The organism is Anoxybacillus gonensis (assembly GCF_001187595.1).
GTDB classification, from domain to species: domain Bacteria; phylum Bacillota; class Bacilli; order Bacillales; family Anoxybacillaceae; genus Anoxybacillus; species Anoxybacillus gonensis.
In genome coordinates this window covers 530,715-546,412 of the sequence record NZ_CP012152.1, presented here as the reverse complement: position 1 = coordinate 546,412, position 15,698 = coordinate 530,715, and the positions used below count along the sequence as shown (strand labels likewise).

General features: G+C 44.6%; 8 protein-coding genes. All 8 read right to left on the bottom strand.

Going from position 1 to position 15,698, the window contains the following annotated elements:
* Positions 1 to 11: 11 nt before the first annotated feature.
* The 8 genes from AFK25_RS03030 to AFK25_RS02995 all read right to left on the bottom strand — a co-directional run bounded on the left by AFK25_RS03030 (position 12) and on the right by AFK25_RS02995 (position 15,665).
* Positions 12 to 3,371, bottom strand: coding sequence for an SbcC/MukB-like Walker B domain-containing protein (locus tag AFK25_RS03030; RefSeq protein WP_035064810.1), 3,360 nt, complete (start codon positions 3,369 to 3,371; stop codon positions 12 to 14).
* On the bottom strand, positions 3,368 to 4,531 hold the full coding sequence (locus tag AFK25_RS03025) for an exonuclease SbcCD subunit D (protein ID WP_035064807.1): 1,164 nt from the start codon (positions 4,529 to 4,531) through the stop codon (positions 3,368 to 3,370). The genes AFK25_RS03030 and AFK25_RS03025 overlap by 4 nt, the downstream gene beginning before the upstream one ends.
* Position 4,532: 1 nt before the next feature.
* Positions 4,533 to 8,162 carry a helicase-exonuclease AddAB subunit AddA gene (gene addA, locus AFK25_RS03020; protein WP_035064805.1) on the bottom strand — a complete coding sequence of 1,210 codons (3,630 nt, stop codon included), beginning with the start codon at positions 8,160 to 8,162 and terminating at the stop codon, positions 4,533 to 4,535.
* Positions 8,163 to 8,166: 4 nt separating this feature from the next.
* The gene (addB, locus tag AFK25_RS03015) at positions 8,167 to 11,631 is read right to left on the bottom strand and encodes a helicase-exonuclease AddAB subunit AddB (protein ID WP_081957673.1); all 3,465 of its coding nucleotides are present in this window, start codon (positions 11,629 to 11,631) and stop codon (positions 8,167 to 8,169) included.
* Positions 11,632 to 11,646: 15 nt separating this feature from the next.
* Complete coding sequence (locus AFK25_RS03010; protein ID WP_035064799.1) at positions 11,647 to 12,249, bottom strand: TVP38/TMEM64 family protein; 603 nt, start codon at positions 12,247 to 12,249, stop codon at positions 11,647 to 11,649.
* 65 nt (positions 12,250 to 12,314) lie between these two features.
* Complete coding sequence (locus tag AFK25_RS03005; protein WP_009361969.1) at positions 12,315 to 12,833, bottom strand: competence protein ComK; 519 nt, start codon at positions 12,831 to 12,833, stop codon at positions 12,315 to 12,317.
* An 88-nt stretch (positions 12,834 to 12,921) separates the two neighbouring features.
* Complete coding sequence (gene aceA, locus AFK25_RS03000) at positions 12,922 to 14,208, bottom strand: isocitrate lyase (RefSeq protein ID WP_019417023.1); 1,287 nt, start codon at positions 14,206 to 14,208, stop codon at positions 12,922 to 12,924.
* A 209-nt stretch (positions 14,209 to 14,417) separates the two neighbouring features.
* Entirely contained in the window at positions 14,418 to 15,665 is a 1,248-nt protein-coding gene (locus AFK25_RS02995; protein WP_035064797.1) for a M48 family metallopeptidase, read from the bottom strand.
* Positions 15,666 to 15,698 lie beyond the last annotated feature (33 nt).

The following is a 15,698-nucleotide window of genomic DNA, read 5'->3' as shown; positions in this document are numbered from 1 at the left end:
GCTCGTCTCCTTTACATCACTTCAAGATGAACCGTCGTTCCCTTTCCAGACGGTTCTGCTGGTTTCACAATGATCCGTTTCGGCATGCGCGCATGCAACTCTTGAACGTGGCTAATGACCCCGATCGCCATATGTTCTCCTCGCAATCGTTCTAATGCGGTCATGACGACATCTAACAACTCTTGGTCAAGCGTGCCGAATCCTTCATCTAAAAAGAAAAATTGCAACGGATATTCCCCACGTAGCTGAATTTGTGCCGATAGCGCTAACGCTAACGATAAGGATGTTAAAAACGTTTCGCCTCCCGATAACGTTGTCACCGGACGACGTACACCACCGTTTGCATCGTCACGAATGACAAAACCTCCTTCGGAATCTAGCTCAATCGCATAACGCTGTCTCGTCAATTCGCCAAGCCGTTCCGATGCATAGCGCGTCACATGAACGAGCTGTTCTTCCGCAATAAATTCAACGAAGCTGTTTCCGCGCAACACTTTTTGCAGCTCCTCGTACTGACCGACGAGCTTTTCTAGTTGCATTCGCTCTTGTTGCAATTGTTCAAAGCGCGCATGTTTCGCTTCTAAATCGGCAACGATCGCTTCAAGTGAACCGAGTTGCCGCATATGTTCGTCCACTTGTTGCTTCATTTGTTCATACGTGTGCATCGTTTCTTCCCATTGTTGTTTCGTCATGACGACGCCACACATCGCCTCATTTAGTCGCTTCCATTCATTTTGCAACTTCATCAGTTCATCTTTATATTGTTGAATGTCATGAGCGATTTGTTGTTTCGTTCGTTCATCTAAGCAGCAGTCAAGCACATCTTCCACCGTTTTGAAAACAGTCGTTTTAAATTGTTCTGCCAACATTCGTTCCGCTTCTTGTTTTCGCTTCATTCCTTCTTGTAAAGCAACATCTGCCGCTTGTTTGTCCGCTTGCAACGTATGCAGTTGTTGTTGTAATGACATCCATCGGGCATACGCCTCTTCTTCTTCACGCTTGACACGTTGTAACGTTTCCTCTATACGAATGAGCTGTTGTTTTACGGACTCCTCATCCATTCCTTCTGGCAGCGTTTGTTTATATTGTTCATATTGTTGCTGTTGCATATTCCATTCAGTTGTCCATTCTGCTTTTTGTTTTATGACCTCTTGATACGTTTCTTTCCATCGCTCTAATTCAGCTCGTTTATCATCTAGTACCGTCACGCTTTTTTCAATGCGCTGTTGCAACTGTTGAGCTTCCCGTTCGCGCTCACGAAGGTGGCGAACGATGTCATCGACTTGTTCAAACGATACATCGGGATACGTCTCATGCCACATCTTTTTTTCTTGTTCGATGCGCGTGCGCCGTTCCGCACATTTTTCTTCTAATTCAGCGATTTGTTGACGAACGGTTTCCATTTGATATGCATATTGTTGCTCTTTTTGTTTTTGTTCGTTCCATTTCTCGATATAGCGATACATCCGGTCGCGGCATGCAATATAATCTTGTTGCAGCGCCTTTCCTTCCGTTTCGATTTCTTTTAAAGAAGAAAGCGGTGCTTCTTCCACTTCTCGTTTCACTTTTTCTGCATCGACACGTTGTGGCAAAGGGTGGCGTAACATGAGTTGTGACAGCTGTTCGACTTGCATTTTTATTTGCTGTATCGCCGCAACGAGCTGTTCCCCGATTTGAATAGAACGGTCGATCCGTTCGAGCGCTTCTTCATCGAGCGCCACTTGTTTTCTTTTTGCCCGACTCGGATGATGCGTCGAACCACAAACCGGACAAGCTTCCCCATCACGCAAGCGTTCGGCTAACGTAGCCGCTAAATCATGTAATCGTGCCGCTTCCACTTGCTTTTTTTCTTCTTTCCATTGATAGACAAGCACCATCGCTTGCTTTTCCCGCTCACAGACGCGATGATACAACCATTCTACATGGCGAAACTCTTCAGCTAGACGCGCTTCAAGTTGTTGCATTTGTTTCATTTCTCGGTCATATGTTTGTTTCATCGCTTCATATGTTTTCTGTTTTTCTTGTTTTTCCTTTTCTATTTCTTCAAGCGCTTGCCACTGCAATTGAATATGCTTCTTTTTTTCATCTGCTTGTTCCAAACGCTCTTTCACATGCACGTCGACTTTTTTCTCTTCCCATTGTTTTTTTAATTCCGCTTGTTTTGCACTCCATGTTGTATATTCTTTCGTGCATATGTCAACCTGAAGGCGCGCTTGTTGTTCTTTTTGCTCTATCTCTTGCAAACTCGCGCGTAGCTTTGCTTGTTGTTGTTCAAGCGACCGCATAAGCGCCAACGTTTGTAGCGCTTGCTTCAGCTGCTCTTGCTTTTGCAACGCTTTCGGCTCTTCTTCGTTCTTTTTCGCACGACATTGTTCATATTGTTTGCTTGCTTGTTCATACATCGTGCGCACTTGCTGTAATTGAAAAGATCGTTCACTTGCTTTTTGTTGCCAATGTGCAACCTCTTTTTCGCTTCGTTCTACTTGTTCAATATACGGAGCAAGACGTTCAGCTTCTTTGCTTCGTTCATACGTCTGCTCAAGCTGTTTCATCCGTTCTTCTTGCTTTCTCCATTCATTCAGCTGTTGTTCTACTTTTTCTTTCTCGCATTGCCATTGCCATAATTGTTTTTCTTTTTCATATCGTTCATGCATGTGACGCAACTCGTTTTTCGCTCTCTCTAGCGCCTCTTTTCTTTCTGTCAACGCTTGCTTTTGTTTTTCGACTTGTTCTTTCGAAGCGTCGCCAAGCCCAGCTTGCTCCCCTTTGATCGCCTCTAACTTCGCAGCCGCTTCGGCCAATTTATTTTTTAGTTTTTTATTTAATTCGTCGCCATACCGTTCTAGATGAAACAACCGCTGCAACATTTGACGGCGCTCCGATCCTTTTAACGACAAAAATTCAGCAAACTTTCCTTGCGGCAAAACGACAGCTCTTGTAAAATCTTTCATTTCTAAACCGAGCAGTTGTTTTACTTGTTCATCAACAAGACGCGTCTTATCTGCGATGACGACGCGCTCGTTTCCTTCTTCGATGAAGCGGCTGACGACAGAACGAATGCGCAGCGCATCCGCGCGCTTAAACGAGCGCTCAACCGTATATCGCTTTACTCCTTCAGCATGTTGTAATTCAAATGTAAACGAAACGAATAGTTCATTTTCCGCATGGTTCATAATTCCGTTCGTCTGATTTGCCGCGCGTTCGACATTTCCGTATAACGCGAGCGTCATCGCATCTAAAATCGACGACTTTCCGCTTCCTGTCGGACCGAAAATGCCAAACAATCCCCCTTCGCATAGCCGTTCGAAATCAATCGTTTCCTTCTGGCGAAAACTATGCAACCCTGCAATCGTTAAACGAATCGGTTTCATCGTTCATCCTCCTCATCAACGAGCTGCAAAAATAGTTGAACGAGCTCTTCCGACGGCTTTCCTCCGCCTGTTTGCCGTTCATAAAAGCGCGTAAACAACGTTTCAATCGGGACATCGGTGCGCACTTCACGCACAACATCGTCCTTTTCTAAGTAATTCGGGCGAATATGAACAAATCCGTCATAACATTTGCGCAACCGATGTGTTTCTTCTAACGTTAACGATTGCTCGACATCAATTTCTAAATCAATCCACGCCCCGCGGTCGCGCCCTTCCTCGATCCAACGATACACTTGTGCTAACCCTTCTGTCGCTTTCCATTTCACGAGCGGACGTCCTTTCGAAAGCCAACATTCTGAAATGACAGGAGCACAGCGCGGCTGCACGTCAACGATCGTTACCGACTTGCTGTATCCTGCTTCGGAAAAACTGTAGGCGAGCGGTGAGCCGGAATAGCGTGCCGGCATCACCGCATGTTTCACATCTTGAGGACGGTGCAAATGACCGAGTGCGACATATTGTGCGCGCTGAGGGAAGCTCGCTGGCGACACCGTATATGCTCCGCCGAGCTCAATCGGGCGCTCGGAATCGCACGTTGCCCCTCCAGCGACATATAAATGGCTCATTGCAATATTGACGGCATCTTCTTGAAATGATGCATTCATTTTTGCAAAAATGGCGCGAATGCGTTCATCATATCGTGCGCGCAACAACGTTTCATCACATTCATCGGAAAGCAATTCGTTCAAGCGCGACTCTGACGGATACGGAAGGGCAGCAACAATTAATGTTTCACCAGTTTTTGGAACATACAAACGTTGCACAACATCCGTTGGAAATCCTAACAACGTAATCGCATGTTTTGCTGCAATCGGAGCGGCCGCGCTTAAACGCCCCGGATGATCGTGGTTTCCCGCAATGACAACAACGTGACGTTTTCCGTGATCGCTCAAACGTGAAAGCGATTCATAAAAAAGCTTTTCCGCATCAGCAGGTGGATTGACTGTATCAAACGCATCGCCAGCAAGCAATACGACATCGATGTTTTCTTTTTGTACAATTTCTACTATTTCATCGATCACCGCTTCTTGCTCGGGTAAACGGCTTCGCCCTTCAAGCGTTTTCCCTAAATGCCAATCAGCTGTATGCAAAATACGCAAATTAATCCCCTCCCATCGCTACAAGTAGCGCACCGTCAAAAGCGTACACGTACGTTTCTGTCACTTTCTTTTTCCAAATCGCTTCAATCGCTTCACGATATAACGCCAATTGTCCTTCGTATCGTCGCTTTAGTTGTTGTTTAGGATCGTTCATCCACGATATGCGATCTGTTTTATAGTCAATTAAAACGAGCCCTTCTTCATCTTCAAATATGCAATCAATGACTCCTTGAACGATCACCGTTTCCCCCTCCATCTCCTGCGCCAAATAAAACGGCACTTCTCGTTCAAGTCGCTTCGCCCGTTGCATTCGCCTGCCGACCGAAGTGTGAAAAAAGGCAACGATGCTTTCTATATCAACCGCTTTTGCTTGCTCTTCGGTGAGCCATTCTCCGTTTATCATGCGCGCGATTTGCTCCTGCACTGCGTGAACGGTCACTTCTTTTGTTACGTCAATATGTTGCATCACAAGATGCATAATCGTTCCTCGTTCGGCTGGCGTCATCGTTTTCGCTTGTAAAAAGCGCGGCCGTTCAACGATTTCTTTTCGAAACGGCTGTTCTGCATGTCCACCGTATATGTCTCGCTGCCGTTTTAATTCCGATACACTTTGTTTCGCCCTTAACGTCGTTGCGCTCGCATACGTATACGTCCAAGAAAGGCGGCGCTTCACTTCTTCTTCATATTCGCTTTTGATCGCCACAGGTTGCAGTTGTTGAATCGCTTCAACGATGTCACGATGCTCATTCGCTTGCTCATCTTCTTGCTCAAGTGAATGCGCTGACACAACGTGCATCTCCCATAGCGATGTATGCGGAAGCACCGTTTTCGACGGACAAATGCTTTGTGGATGACGGATGAGGGCATAACCGAGCCAATCCGCATAGCTTTTTGCTTTTTCAATGACATACGCAGGAAGTTCCCACGTGGATGTATAAGTGACTTCTTGCCATTTTTTCTTTTCCGCTTCGATATCCTTTACCGTCGATACGATATATAACTTTTCTTTTGCACGCGTCAGCGCAACGTATAAAATGCGCATTTCTTCCGCAAGCATTTGAAGTTTCATTTTTTTCTTGATCGCTAGCTGCGCGATCGTCGGATAACTTGCGCGCCACGTCGGATGAACAAAGCGCATCCCTAATCCGAAATCTTTATCTAATATGTAGTCGCCGCGCAAATCTTTCGTATTAAATCGTTTTGCGGCACCTGCTAAAAAGACGATCGGGAACTCAAGCCCTTTACTTTTATGAATCGTCATCATGCGCACCACATCTTCTTGTTCCGTGAGCGAACGGGCCGCTCCAAAATCGTCTTCGCGCTCTTTTAGCCGCTCAATAAAACGTAAAAAACGAAAAATGCCGCGAAACGATGTTTTTTCATATTGTTTTGCGCGGTCATACAACGCGCGCAAATTCGCTTGCCGCTGTTTTCCTCCCGGCATTCCGCCGACGTAGTCGTAAAAGTTTGTGTCACGATATAATTGCCAAATGAAATCAGCAAGCGGCTTTTGTCTTGCCGCTGTACGCCACTCCGATAAATACGAAAGCCAACGTTTCACTTTTGCATAAAGCTCATCCTCTTGTGACTGCTCGATAAAAGCAAGCAGCGCCTCATAAAATGCCCCGTCTTTTTTCGCCAAACGAATGCGCGCCAACTCATTTTCGTCCAATCCAACAATGGGTGAGCGAAGCACCGCTGCCAGCGGAATGTCTTGATACGGATTATCAATCACTTTCAAAAGCGATAACATGATAGACACTTCGGTCGCTGAAAAGTAACCTGTCGACAACTCGGCATAGACAGGAACGTTTTGCTTCCGAAATTCTTCTAACATCGCTGAAGCAGCCGACATCGAGCGACATAAAATGACGATGTCGCGATACATCAGACGCCGTTCTCCTTTTAAGCGACGGTCGTAAACGAAAAATGGCTCGGCAAGCAGTTGTTTGATTTTTTTCGCGATCCACCGCGCTTCAAGCTGAACGGCCGTCACATCTTCTTGTTCCTCTTCATCGCTTTCTTCTTTTGCTTCATTAATCCACACACATTCGACCGGCACTTGTTTTTCCGGATAATCACGCGCGCCAAAGCGAAGCGCCGCATCATCGTCATAGCGCATGTCCCCGACCGTTTCCGTCATGAGTTGCCGGAAAATAAAGTTCGTTCCGTCTAATATTTCTTCTCGGCTGCGAAAGTTTTTCGCTAAATCAATGCGCAATCCACCCTCGCCGTCTTTCGTAAACCGCTCATATTTTTGTAAAAAAAGCGACGGTTCCGCAAGACGAAAGCCGTAAATCGATTGCTTTACATCGCCGACCATAAACAAATTGCCTGTCGCTTCATCGTCGTTACATACGAGCCGTAAAATAGACTCTTGCACCATATTTGTATCTTGGTATTCGTCGACGAGCACTTCAACAAATTGCGCTCGATAATAAAGAGCCGCTTCCGACGGCTTGAACTCATGTTCCGCAGAACGATCGCGTAAAATGTGTAAACAGTAATGTTCTAAGTCTGAAAAGTCAACGATCCCTTTTTCGTCTTTTTTCGTTTGCAATTGCTCGGCAAACCGGCGCACCATTTGTATGATCGTGGCAACCATCGGCTTCATCTCGCGCAAATGGCGCACGTATGTCGCCGGTTGAAACGAAAACAATTCTTCTGTTACGCTGCTTATTTCTTTTTTCACTTGCTCGCGCAGCTTTTTTACCTCATCAATTAATTGCTCGTCATATGCTCCATCTTTCGGCTTTCTTTTTGCCGTCGCAAACGATACGTTTTTGATCGTTTCATGTAGCTTTTGCCACGATTCAGCACGCGCCTCTTTCAGCTTCGCAATCACTTGTTGGTCGCTAACGAGCGTCTCATACAAATAATCCGGTCCACCTGGCTCTTTCGTTTTTTGCAACGCTTGCGCCAAACGTTGTTCCGCCGCCTCAAGCGCCAAATCAATCGCTTGAAAAAGGTAATGGGCATACGGTAAATCGTCGACGCGCACCCCTTCTTCGACATCGTACATATGAACGATTTGTTGTAACCATTCGTTCGGGTTTGGATGGGAACGAGAAAATTCATATAGCCGTAGAATAAGCGTTTGTAAATCGGCATCTGTCCGATCGCTCGTATATTTGTCAACAACAGCTAAAAATGCTTCATCGTTTTCCGCATAATATTGTTCAAATAACGTTTCTAACACTTCTTCTTTTAACAGCGCCATTTCCCCTTCATCCGCGATGCGAAACACCGGATCAATGCCGATCATGTAATAATATTTGCGAATGACATCTAAACAAAACGAGTGAATCGTGGAAATGGACGCTTTTTGCAAAAGACTGAGCTGCCTGCGTAAATGAAGCGAGTGCGGTTCATTTTCAAGCGCTCTCTCTAACGCTTCTCCGATACGTTGGCGCATTTCTGCCGCCGCAGCGTTCGTAAACGTCACGACAAGCAACCGATCGACATCGATCGGCCGCTCTTTATGCAATATTTTTTGAATGATGCGCTCGACAAGCACCGCTGTTTTTCCTGATCCTGCGGCTGCGGCAACGAGCGTATGTTGACCTGTGGCATAAATCGCTTTCCATTGTTCATCTGTCCATTGGCTTTCTCGCGGTTTTGGCGGAATCACACGATCACCCCTTTAACCATTCATCTATATTTTTCGGTGTGAACACGCGATATTGTTCCGCATCGACCCCTTCGTCAAATTGGCACACATCGCGAAACTCACAATATTGACAAGCGGTTTTATTTTTTTGTTTGTACGGTGCAATATGCGTCACACCGTCGACCATTTGTTCACCTACATCGACGATCAGACGGCGGACATGTTGCCGCAACATCGTAAATTGTTGCTCAGTTAACACTTTCGAATGTTGCGCAAACGTTCCATTTTTATTTAATCGAACAGGAATAACGAGAGAACTCGTCCCCGGCTCTACTTGTTCATCCATCAGCCGCACCGTTTGTTCGTCGGCTAACACGTAGCCACCCATTTTAAACTGTTCTAAAAACTTTTTCTCTAGCTCGTGCTCTTCAAGCCATTCATTCAGTTTCATCGTCGGGTTATGAATCGGAAAGTACAACACCCCTGCTGGAAACGCCGATGTGCCAACGAGCTTTTCCGCATACTCAAGCACGACATCTAAATACGCTAACATTTGTAACGCTAAACCGTAATATACTTCCGTTAAATCAAGCGTCTTTTGTTTCGATTTATAATCAATAATGCGAAGAAGTACACCTTGTTCGCTCGTTGCTTGATCGACGCGGTCAATGCGCCCGACAAACTGCAACACCGTCCCGTCCGATAATGTAAACGAAAGCGGCGGGAGCAACTCCCCTTCACCAAACCCTAATTCAACGCCAATCGGTACAAATCCGCTTCTTTTCGCATGTTCGCTTAATACGGTGGTGGCTTTCGTCATAATCGTCTGTAACTTTTTCTTCATATATCGATAACGGTGCGTGCTTAACAACACTTCTTGTTGAATGTACGGAGCAATTTGCTCCACCGCCTCATATGACAACTGTTCACATTGTTGCTTTGATAATTCACTCCATGGAAGCCGTTCTTCTCGCAGGCGATTCGCAATCACTTTTAACGCTTCGTGAAACAACTGTCCCATATCTGGCGCCTTTAATTGAAAGACCGTTCGTTCCTTTAACTTTAAACCGTGCGCGGCAAAATGAGCGAACGGACAACGGTTAAATGTCTCCATACGTGAAATGCTCGCCTTCACTTTTTTCCCATATAGCTCTTTCGCCAACTGCTTACGTAACTGTTTCGCGCGGTTTTCATAAAATAACGCACGCACAACGACCGCGATTCGTTCTTTCCATTGTTCATGTTGCACATAAGTGTTGTATACATCCCACCACATCGGAGCGATGGCGTATTGTCGCTTCCATGCTTCAAGTTGCTGCACTAACGGACCGAGCGTGGCAATATCGTTTGTCATATATGACAATTGTTCATGAAGCGGAAGGAAAAACGGATCGGCTCCCCATTGCATTTTTTTCACATGCGGAAACATATCTGTTAACCGCTTCATAAACATCGATGGCAACAACGTTTTTTCTTGCTCGTCCGCTAACGCATACGTAACATATAAACGTTCAGACGGGCTAACGAGCGCCAAATAAAGCAAAAACGGCTCATCAAGCAAGCGATCGCGGCTTGCTGGGGCAACGCGTACAGAATAATGATGCAACAATTCCCGATCCACTTCCGACAACATCCCATCATCGTTTTTGCGCATCGGAATAATGCCTTCATTGACTCCGGCAAGAAACGTACAGCGAATGTTGGAAAGGCGGGAACGATCAAAATGAGCAATTAACACTTGATCGGTTGCCGGTGGCACGAGAGAAAACTGCAAACTTTCTAATCCCGTTTCAATAATGGTGAAAAACGTTTCGAGCGAAAGGGATTCATCGCCTAATATTTCAACATATTCATCAAGCAAATGAATAAATGCTTGCCATACTTGCTCATGATGACGCATAGCAGTCAAGTCGCCTCTCTCTTCCGCTTCATCGCGCCATCGTTGTAGCTTTTGTGGAATGTGAAGTTGTTCCGCGTATGCATATAGCGCTTCGCATCGTTCACGCCCTGTCTTTGCTTGTTTTAATCGCTTTTGTAAAAACAACAACGGGGAAATGACAAGCTTGCGCCATTCATTTAATTGTTGCTCATACCGTTTTTCTTCATCTGTTTGTGGCGCATGGATCCCTTCGAGCCCTTTATACTTGCGGTACGTCCAATGTTCTGTCCATTTGTCTCCTTGTATGCCCGAAGCGAGCACGTAGTTTTCAAGTTGATCGATCGCCATGCGCATCTGATGTATCGGCTCGTCAAGCGAAAAAAACAAGTCGGTTTTCACAGCACGAAATACCGCTTCGTAACGAAAGTTCGTCCGTACCGCTTCGATGCTTGCGCGCAAACATTCAACGAACGGATGATCAAGCATCGGTTCTTTTTCATCAATAAAATACGGAATGCGATAATCTGCAAATACCGTTTTTAACACGTCACGATAGTCTGAAACGTTGCGAATGAGCAAAGCGATGTCACGATAGCGATATCCTTCATCTCGCACAAGCCGAATGATTTCACGAGCAATGCCTTCCATTTCTGCTCGGCGCGTGGTCGCTTCTCCAATGACAATCGCTTCCGTTTGTTTTGGCCATACACATACAGGACGATCATCGTAATGTGCTTCAAGATGACGAAGTTCTTCATGTTTGTGGCGGACGTTTTCATGAAGTTGTTCTACTTTTTCAATCGCCACTCCATTTTGTAGCGCCATTTCGCGCAGTTGGGCATACGTTCGCCACGTGCTACGAAATACGTGCAAATCGTTTGGTAGTTGTTCATACGGAGCATCTAACGTAAGCGCAACAGTCACATGTGGGCAATGAATAAACAACTGTTCAATCACCATATATTCTTGCGGCGTAAATTCATAAAAGCCATCCATATAAATGCGTGCACGTTTCATATAGGAAGAATGGCGAATTTTTTCAGCAAGCAAACGCAAATAATCTTCTGAATCGACATAATGATGCGCCATCTGTTGTTCAAATTGCTCAAAAATCATCGCTGTATCTTTTAATTTATCAGCAAGCACCATTTCGTTTGCGGTCGCATGACGGCGCAGCTCTTCTTCCGTTTGTTTTAATGCGGCTGGCGTCACACAATATCGTTTATATTCCGTCAACATTTGTTCAAGTTGTTCAATAAAGCCGCGTTTGTCGGCTGCTTTTCGAAACAGCTTTAACTGTTCTTTTTGTTGTTCAACAATTTTCCTTAGCAACATATGTACGCCTGTTTGCGTTAAATGATGGCGGCTCATGCCGCCTGTCTCTTGCAAGACGCGCCAAGCGAGGCGCGTGAAACTAAACACTTGTGCGCGAATCATTCCTTTCATGTTTGCGTTCATGAGAGCATATTCCGATTGAAACGTCATTTGTTCAGGAACAAGGTATATAATCGGATCGCCATCGGGTTCATGCACAAGTTGTTCGATGATTTCCGTTAAACACATCGTCGTTTTTCCGCTTCCCGACCGCCCGATGATAAAGCGTACAGACATATCATTCATCCTTTCTTATTTTCCATCGTGCAATGCGAAACGTCGCTCGATTTTTTTTCCGACGTACCAAAGAAGAAAAATAGCGGCCGCGACAAATACAGTGCGCATCGGTTGACGAATTAAAGCGACAACGTCATAGCCGATAAAACTAATCGTAAACACCATCACCATTTTTCCGAGCAACACAGCAAGCATATATTGCTGCATCGCAATGCCTGATAATCCTGCCACGACATTTACTGCCGCAGATGGTGTAAACGGAAAACAAAGTAATAAAAAGAGCGGGCCAAAGCCGCGACGCTCAATCCAATGCATCATGCGGCGAATGGTCGGATGGCGATGTAAAAAGGAGAAAAATCGTTGTCTTCCAACTTTTCGAACGAGAAAAAAGACGAGCAGTGAGCCTGCGCTCGTTCCAATCCATGAGATGAAAAATCCTTTCCAAAGACCGAATGCCGCTGCGTTTGCCATGACAAAAACGAAAAGCGGCAAAAACGGTAAAAACGCCTCTGCCATCGGCAAGACGATGCCCGGAATAACGCCAAATGAACGATATTCCGCTAACATGTGAAGCATATGTTTGATCGTAAACCATTGTTTTAATTCCTCTAAACTCATACAGTAACCCCTTTGCTACGTGCTCATGTTTATATTGTACAAGTTTAGAGGAAAAGAGAAAACTATTACGACCATTCCCTTTCCCGCAAATATAACAAATACATCATTTTTCGTTCGCGCGCTTCAATTCGTTCGCTCATCTTTGTCCGCAACTGAGCTGTGCGATGCAATTGGTTCACAAATGAATGATGGGAAATACATATCTCTACGCTCGTCCCATTTGAAAAAGTAATACGCGTTTTTCCACCTTGAACATGCTCATGATGACGAATATGTAAATGCGATAGCCATATACATTGAGGATTCGTTGGGGAGATCGTTGGAAAAAAGAAAATTTCGTTCGTTGGTTCGACTGCAATGGGTGCTTTATGCGAAGTGCCAATAATATGTTTTGATCCATCTTTCCTTCCTCTTAAACTAGCGCCGTAATACAAACAACTTTGTTCAATAATGTCCATCGGACTTTGTTTCACAACTACTTCTCCATCTTCCTCTAACGCTTTCGTCCACAAATGTTTGTCATAAAAAAACGGAAAAAGCCCCATCGTATAGCGCGTTAAATGTAGATGCTCGACGATAAGCATATTGCTCCCTCCCTTATATACACATTTCGACAATATTATACCATAAATAGACGAAAAAATCCCCTCGTTTTTTCGAGGGGATGTCATTTTATGCTTTTGTAAATTGTTCTTCTTCTGTTGAGCCTTTTAAGGCGACAGTTGATGCTTGACCGCCTGTAATGACAAGCGATACTTCATCAAAGTATCCTGTTCCGACTTCACGTTGATGGCGTGTTGCTGTGTAACCGTATTTTTCTGCCTCAAACTCTGCTTGTTGTAGCTCTGAGTAAGCAGCCATGCCGCGATCGCGATAGCCGTGTGCTAACATAAACATGCTGTAGTTGAGGGCATGGAAGCCAGCCAATGTAACGAACTGGAACTTGTAGCCCATTTTTCCGAGCTCCACTTGGAAATTCGCAATCGTTTCGTCATCCAACTTTTTCTTCCAGTTGAATGAAGGTGAGCAGTTGTACGCAAGCAATTTACCTGGGAATTTTTCATGAATCGCTTCCGCAAAACGACGCGCCTCTTCTAAGTTCGGTTCGCTCGTCTCGCACCAAATTAAATCAGCATACGGTGCATACGCCAATCCGCGCGCAATTGCTTGATCTAATCCAGCACGCGTACGGAAAAACCCTTCTGGTGTCCGCTCGCCTGTAATAAACTCTTGGTCGCGCGGATCGATGTCGCTTGTAATTAAATCCGCTGCGTTTGCATCTGTGCGCGCAATTAATACTGTCGGCACTCCCATCACATCTGCCGCAAGTCGCGCCGCAATTAAGTTGCGAATCGCTGTTTGCGTCGGAAGCAACACTTTTCCACCTAAATGGCCGCATTTTTTCTCAGAAGACAATTGGTCTTCAAAGTGTACGCCCGCTGCTCCTGCTTCAATCATCGCTTTCATTAATTCAAATACGTTCAACTGGCCGCCAAACCCAGCTTCCGCATCGGCTACGATCGGCAAGAAATAATCAACATCTTCTTTTCCTTCAACATATTGAATTTGATCGGCGCGTTGAAGCGCTTGGTTAATGCGTTTCACAACGTGCGGTACGCTATTTGCCGGATATAAGCTTTGGTCTGGATACATATGCCCAGCTAAGTTTGCATCCGCCGCAACTTGCCATCCGCTTAAATAAATCGCTTTTAAGCCTGCTTTCGCTTGTTGTACCGCTTGGTTTCCTGTTAATGCTCCGAGCGCATGAACGTAATCTTCTGTATTTAATAAATGCCAAAGCTTCTCTGCCCCACGACGCGCAAGCGTATATTCAATATCGAGCGAACCGCGCAATTTAATGACATCTGCTGCGCTATACGGGCGCGTAATCCCTTTCCACCGTTCATCTAATTGCCAACTTTCTTCTAATTGTTTCACACGTTCTTCGAATGTTGCCATTTCCTTCTCCCCCTTAATTTTTTATCGTAACCCCTCTGTTTCCGTACAAAAGACCCCCAAATGATTGTAATGCTCTTTTCTCTATGTACGAGCTATGATTTGTTTCACCCCTTTTGTTATAATACACATTTTCCTTTTGACATCTTTATTATATAACACAATTTTCAGAAAAGAAAGTATTTTTATGAATTTTTTTCAAAAAAATATGTTTACTGCTGTTCTAAAAAAATAATTCGTTCTAAAATCGTTGGATGACCGTAACGAAATAGTTTGACGAGATACGGTGGATGTACTTGACTTAAACTCGAACGCGTCAATTGTTGAAACGTCGAGATGGCCGCCTCTTTATTTTTCGTTAACTCAATCGCATATTTGTCTGCCGCATGTTCTTCATAGCGGGAAATTGCATTCATCGCAGGACTTGCTGCAAAACTTAATAGCGAAATGAGAAGTAAAAAAACAGGTAAGGAAGAAAGGTCGTTCCATTTTTTTATTCGGAAAAGTGTGCCAAAACGCCCAACTATCCGCTTCATCCATCGATTTGTCAACAACAGTCCGATCCATGTCACCACAATATATAAACCAATCCCCCAATACATATGCTTCATCACATAATGCGCCATCTCATGAGCCATAATAAATAAAATTTCATCTTCGCTTAACCGCTCCAATGTCGTATCCCATAACACAATGCGTGAGTTGCTGCCGATGCCTGTGACGTACGCGTTAAGCGCGTTCGTTTTTTCCGACATATTTACTTCAAATACGTGTTCAGCAGGGATGTTAGCTTTTTCTGCTAACGCTAAAATTTTTGCTTCTAACTGTTTGTTTTTTAAAGGATAAAAATCGTTATAAAGTGGATCGATAAAAACAGGTTGAATAAACGTTAAAAAAAGCGTAAACGGAATAGAACAAAGCCATGCGTACACCCACCATCGTTTTTCAAATTTTTTCATAAGCCCATATAACACATAAACGATCACGACCATGATGGCGTAATTTACCCAAAAATCAATGAGTTCATCGCGCATCCAGCTTGAAAACGTTTGTGTAGAAATGTGATACATTTTCGCAACGGAATAGCTTATATAGCTAAGCGGAAACGTCACAACTTGTACAAGAAGCGATAGCCAAAATACGTAAATGGCTGTTTGCATCCATTTCCGTTTCACCGTCGCTTCCGCCCATTGCTGAAATCGTGCCGACAAGCCGAACAGTAGCACAAATATATAAATGACCCATTCATACGGAATAGATAAAAAGAATAAAAAGTTTTTCACTTCGGAAAACTGTTCAGTCAACATGAGTTCTTTTTTCGTTAAAAACGTCGCCGGATCTGCACTCGTTCCTTTATATTGCGCTGGAATGGAAGAGTCTGTCCATTGAAATAAGTAAAATGCGAAAAACAGCGCATATATCCCATACAAAAACAACGTCCAAAAAGCAATTTTTCTCATGATCTTTCCCCCTTGTCCATCGTTACTATTAGT

Coding starts and splice junctions, on each gene's coding strand:
- aceA (WP_019417023.1), bottom strand. CDS start 14,208: ATGGCAACATTCGAAGAACGTGTGAAACAATTAGAAGAAAGTTGGCAA.
- AFK25_RS03005 (WP_009361969.1), bottom strand. CDS start 12,833: ATGCTTATCGTCGAGCATCTACATTTAACGCGCTATACGATGGGGCTT.
- addB (WP_081957673.1), bottom strand. CDS start 11,631: ATGTCTGTACGCTTTATCATCGGGCGGTCGGGAAGCGGAAAAACGACG.
- AFK25_RS03010 (WP_035064799.1), bottom strand. CDS start 12,249: ATGAGTTTAGAGGAATTAAAACAATGGTTTACGATCAAACATATGCTT.
- AFK25_RS03030 (WP_035064810.1), bottom strand. CDS start 3,371: ATGAAACCGATTCGTTTAACGATTGCAGGGTTGCATAGTTTTCGCCAG.
- AFK25_RS02995 (WP_035064797.1), bottom strand. CDS start 15,665: ATGAGAAAAATTGCTTTTTGGACGTTGTTTTTGTATGGGATATATGCG.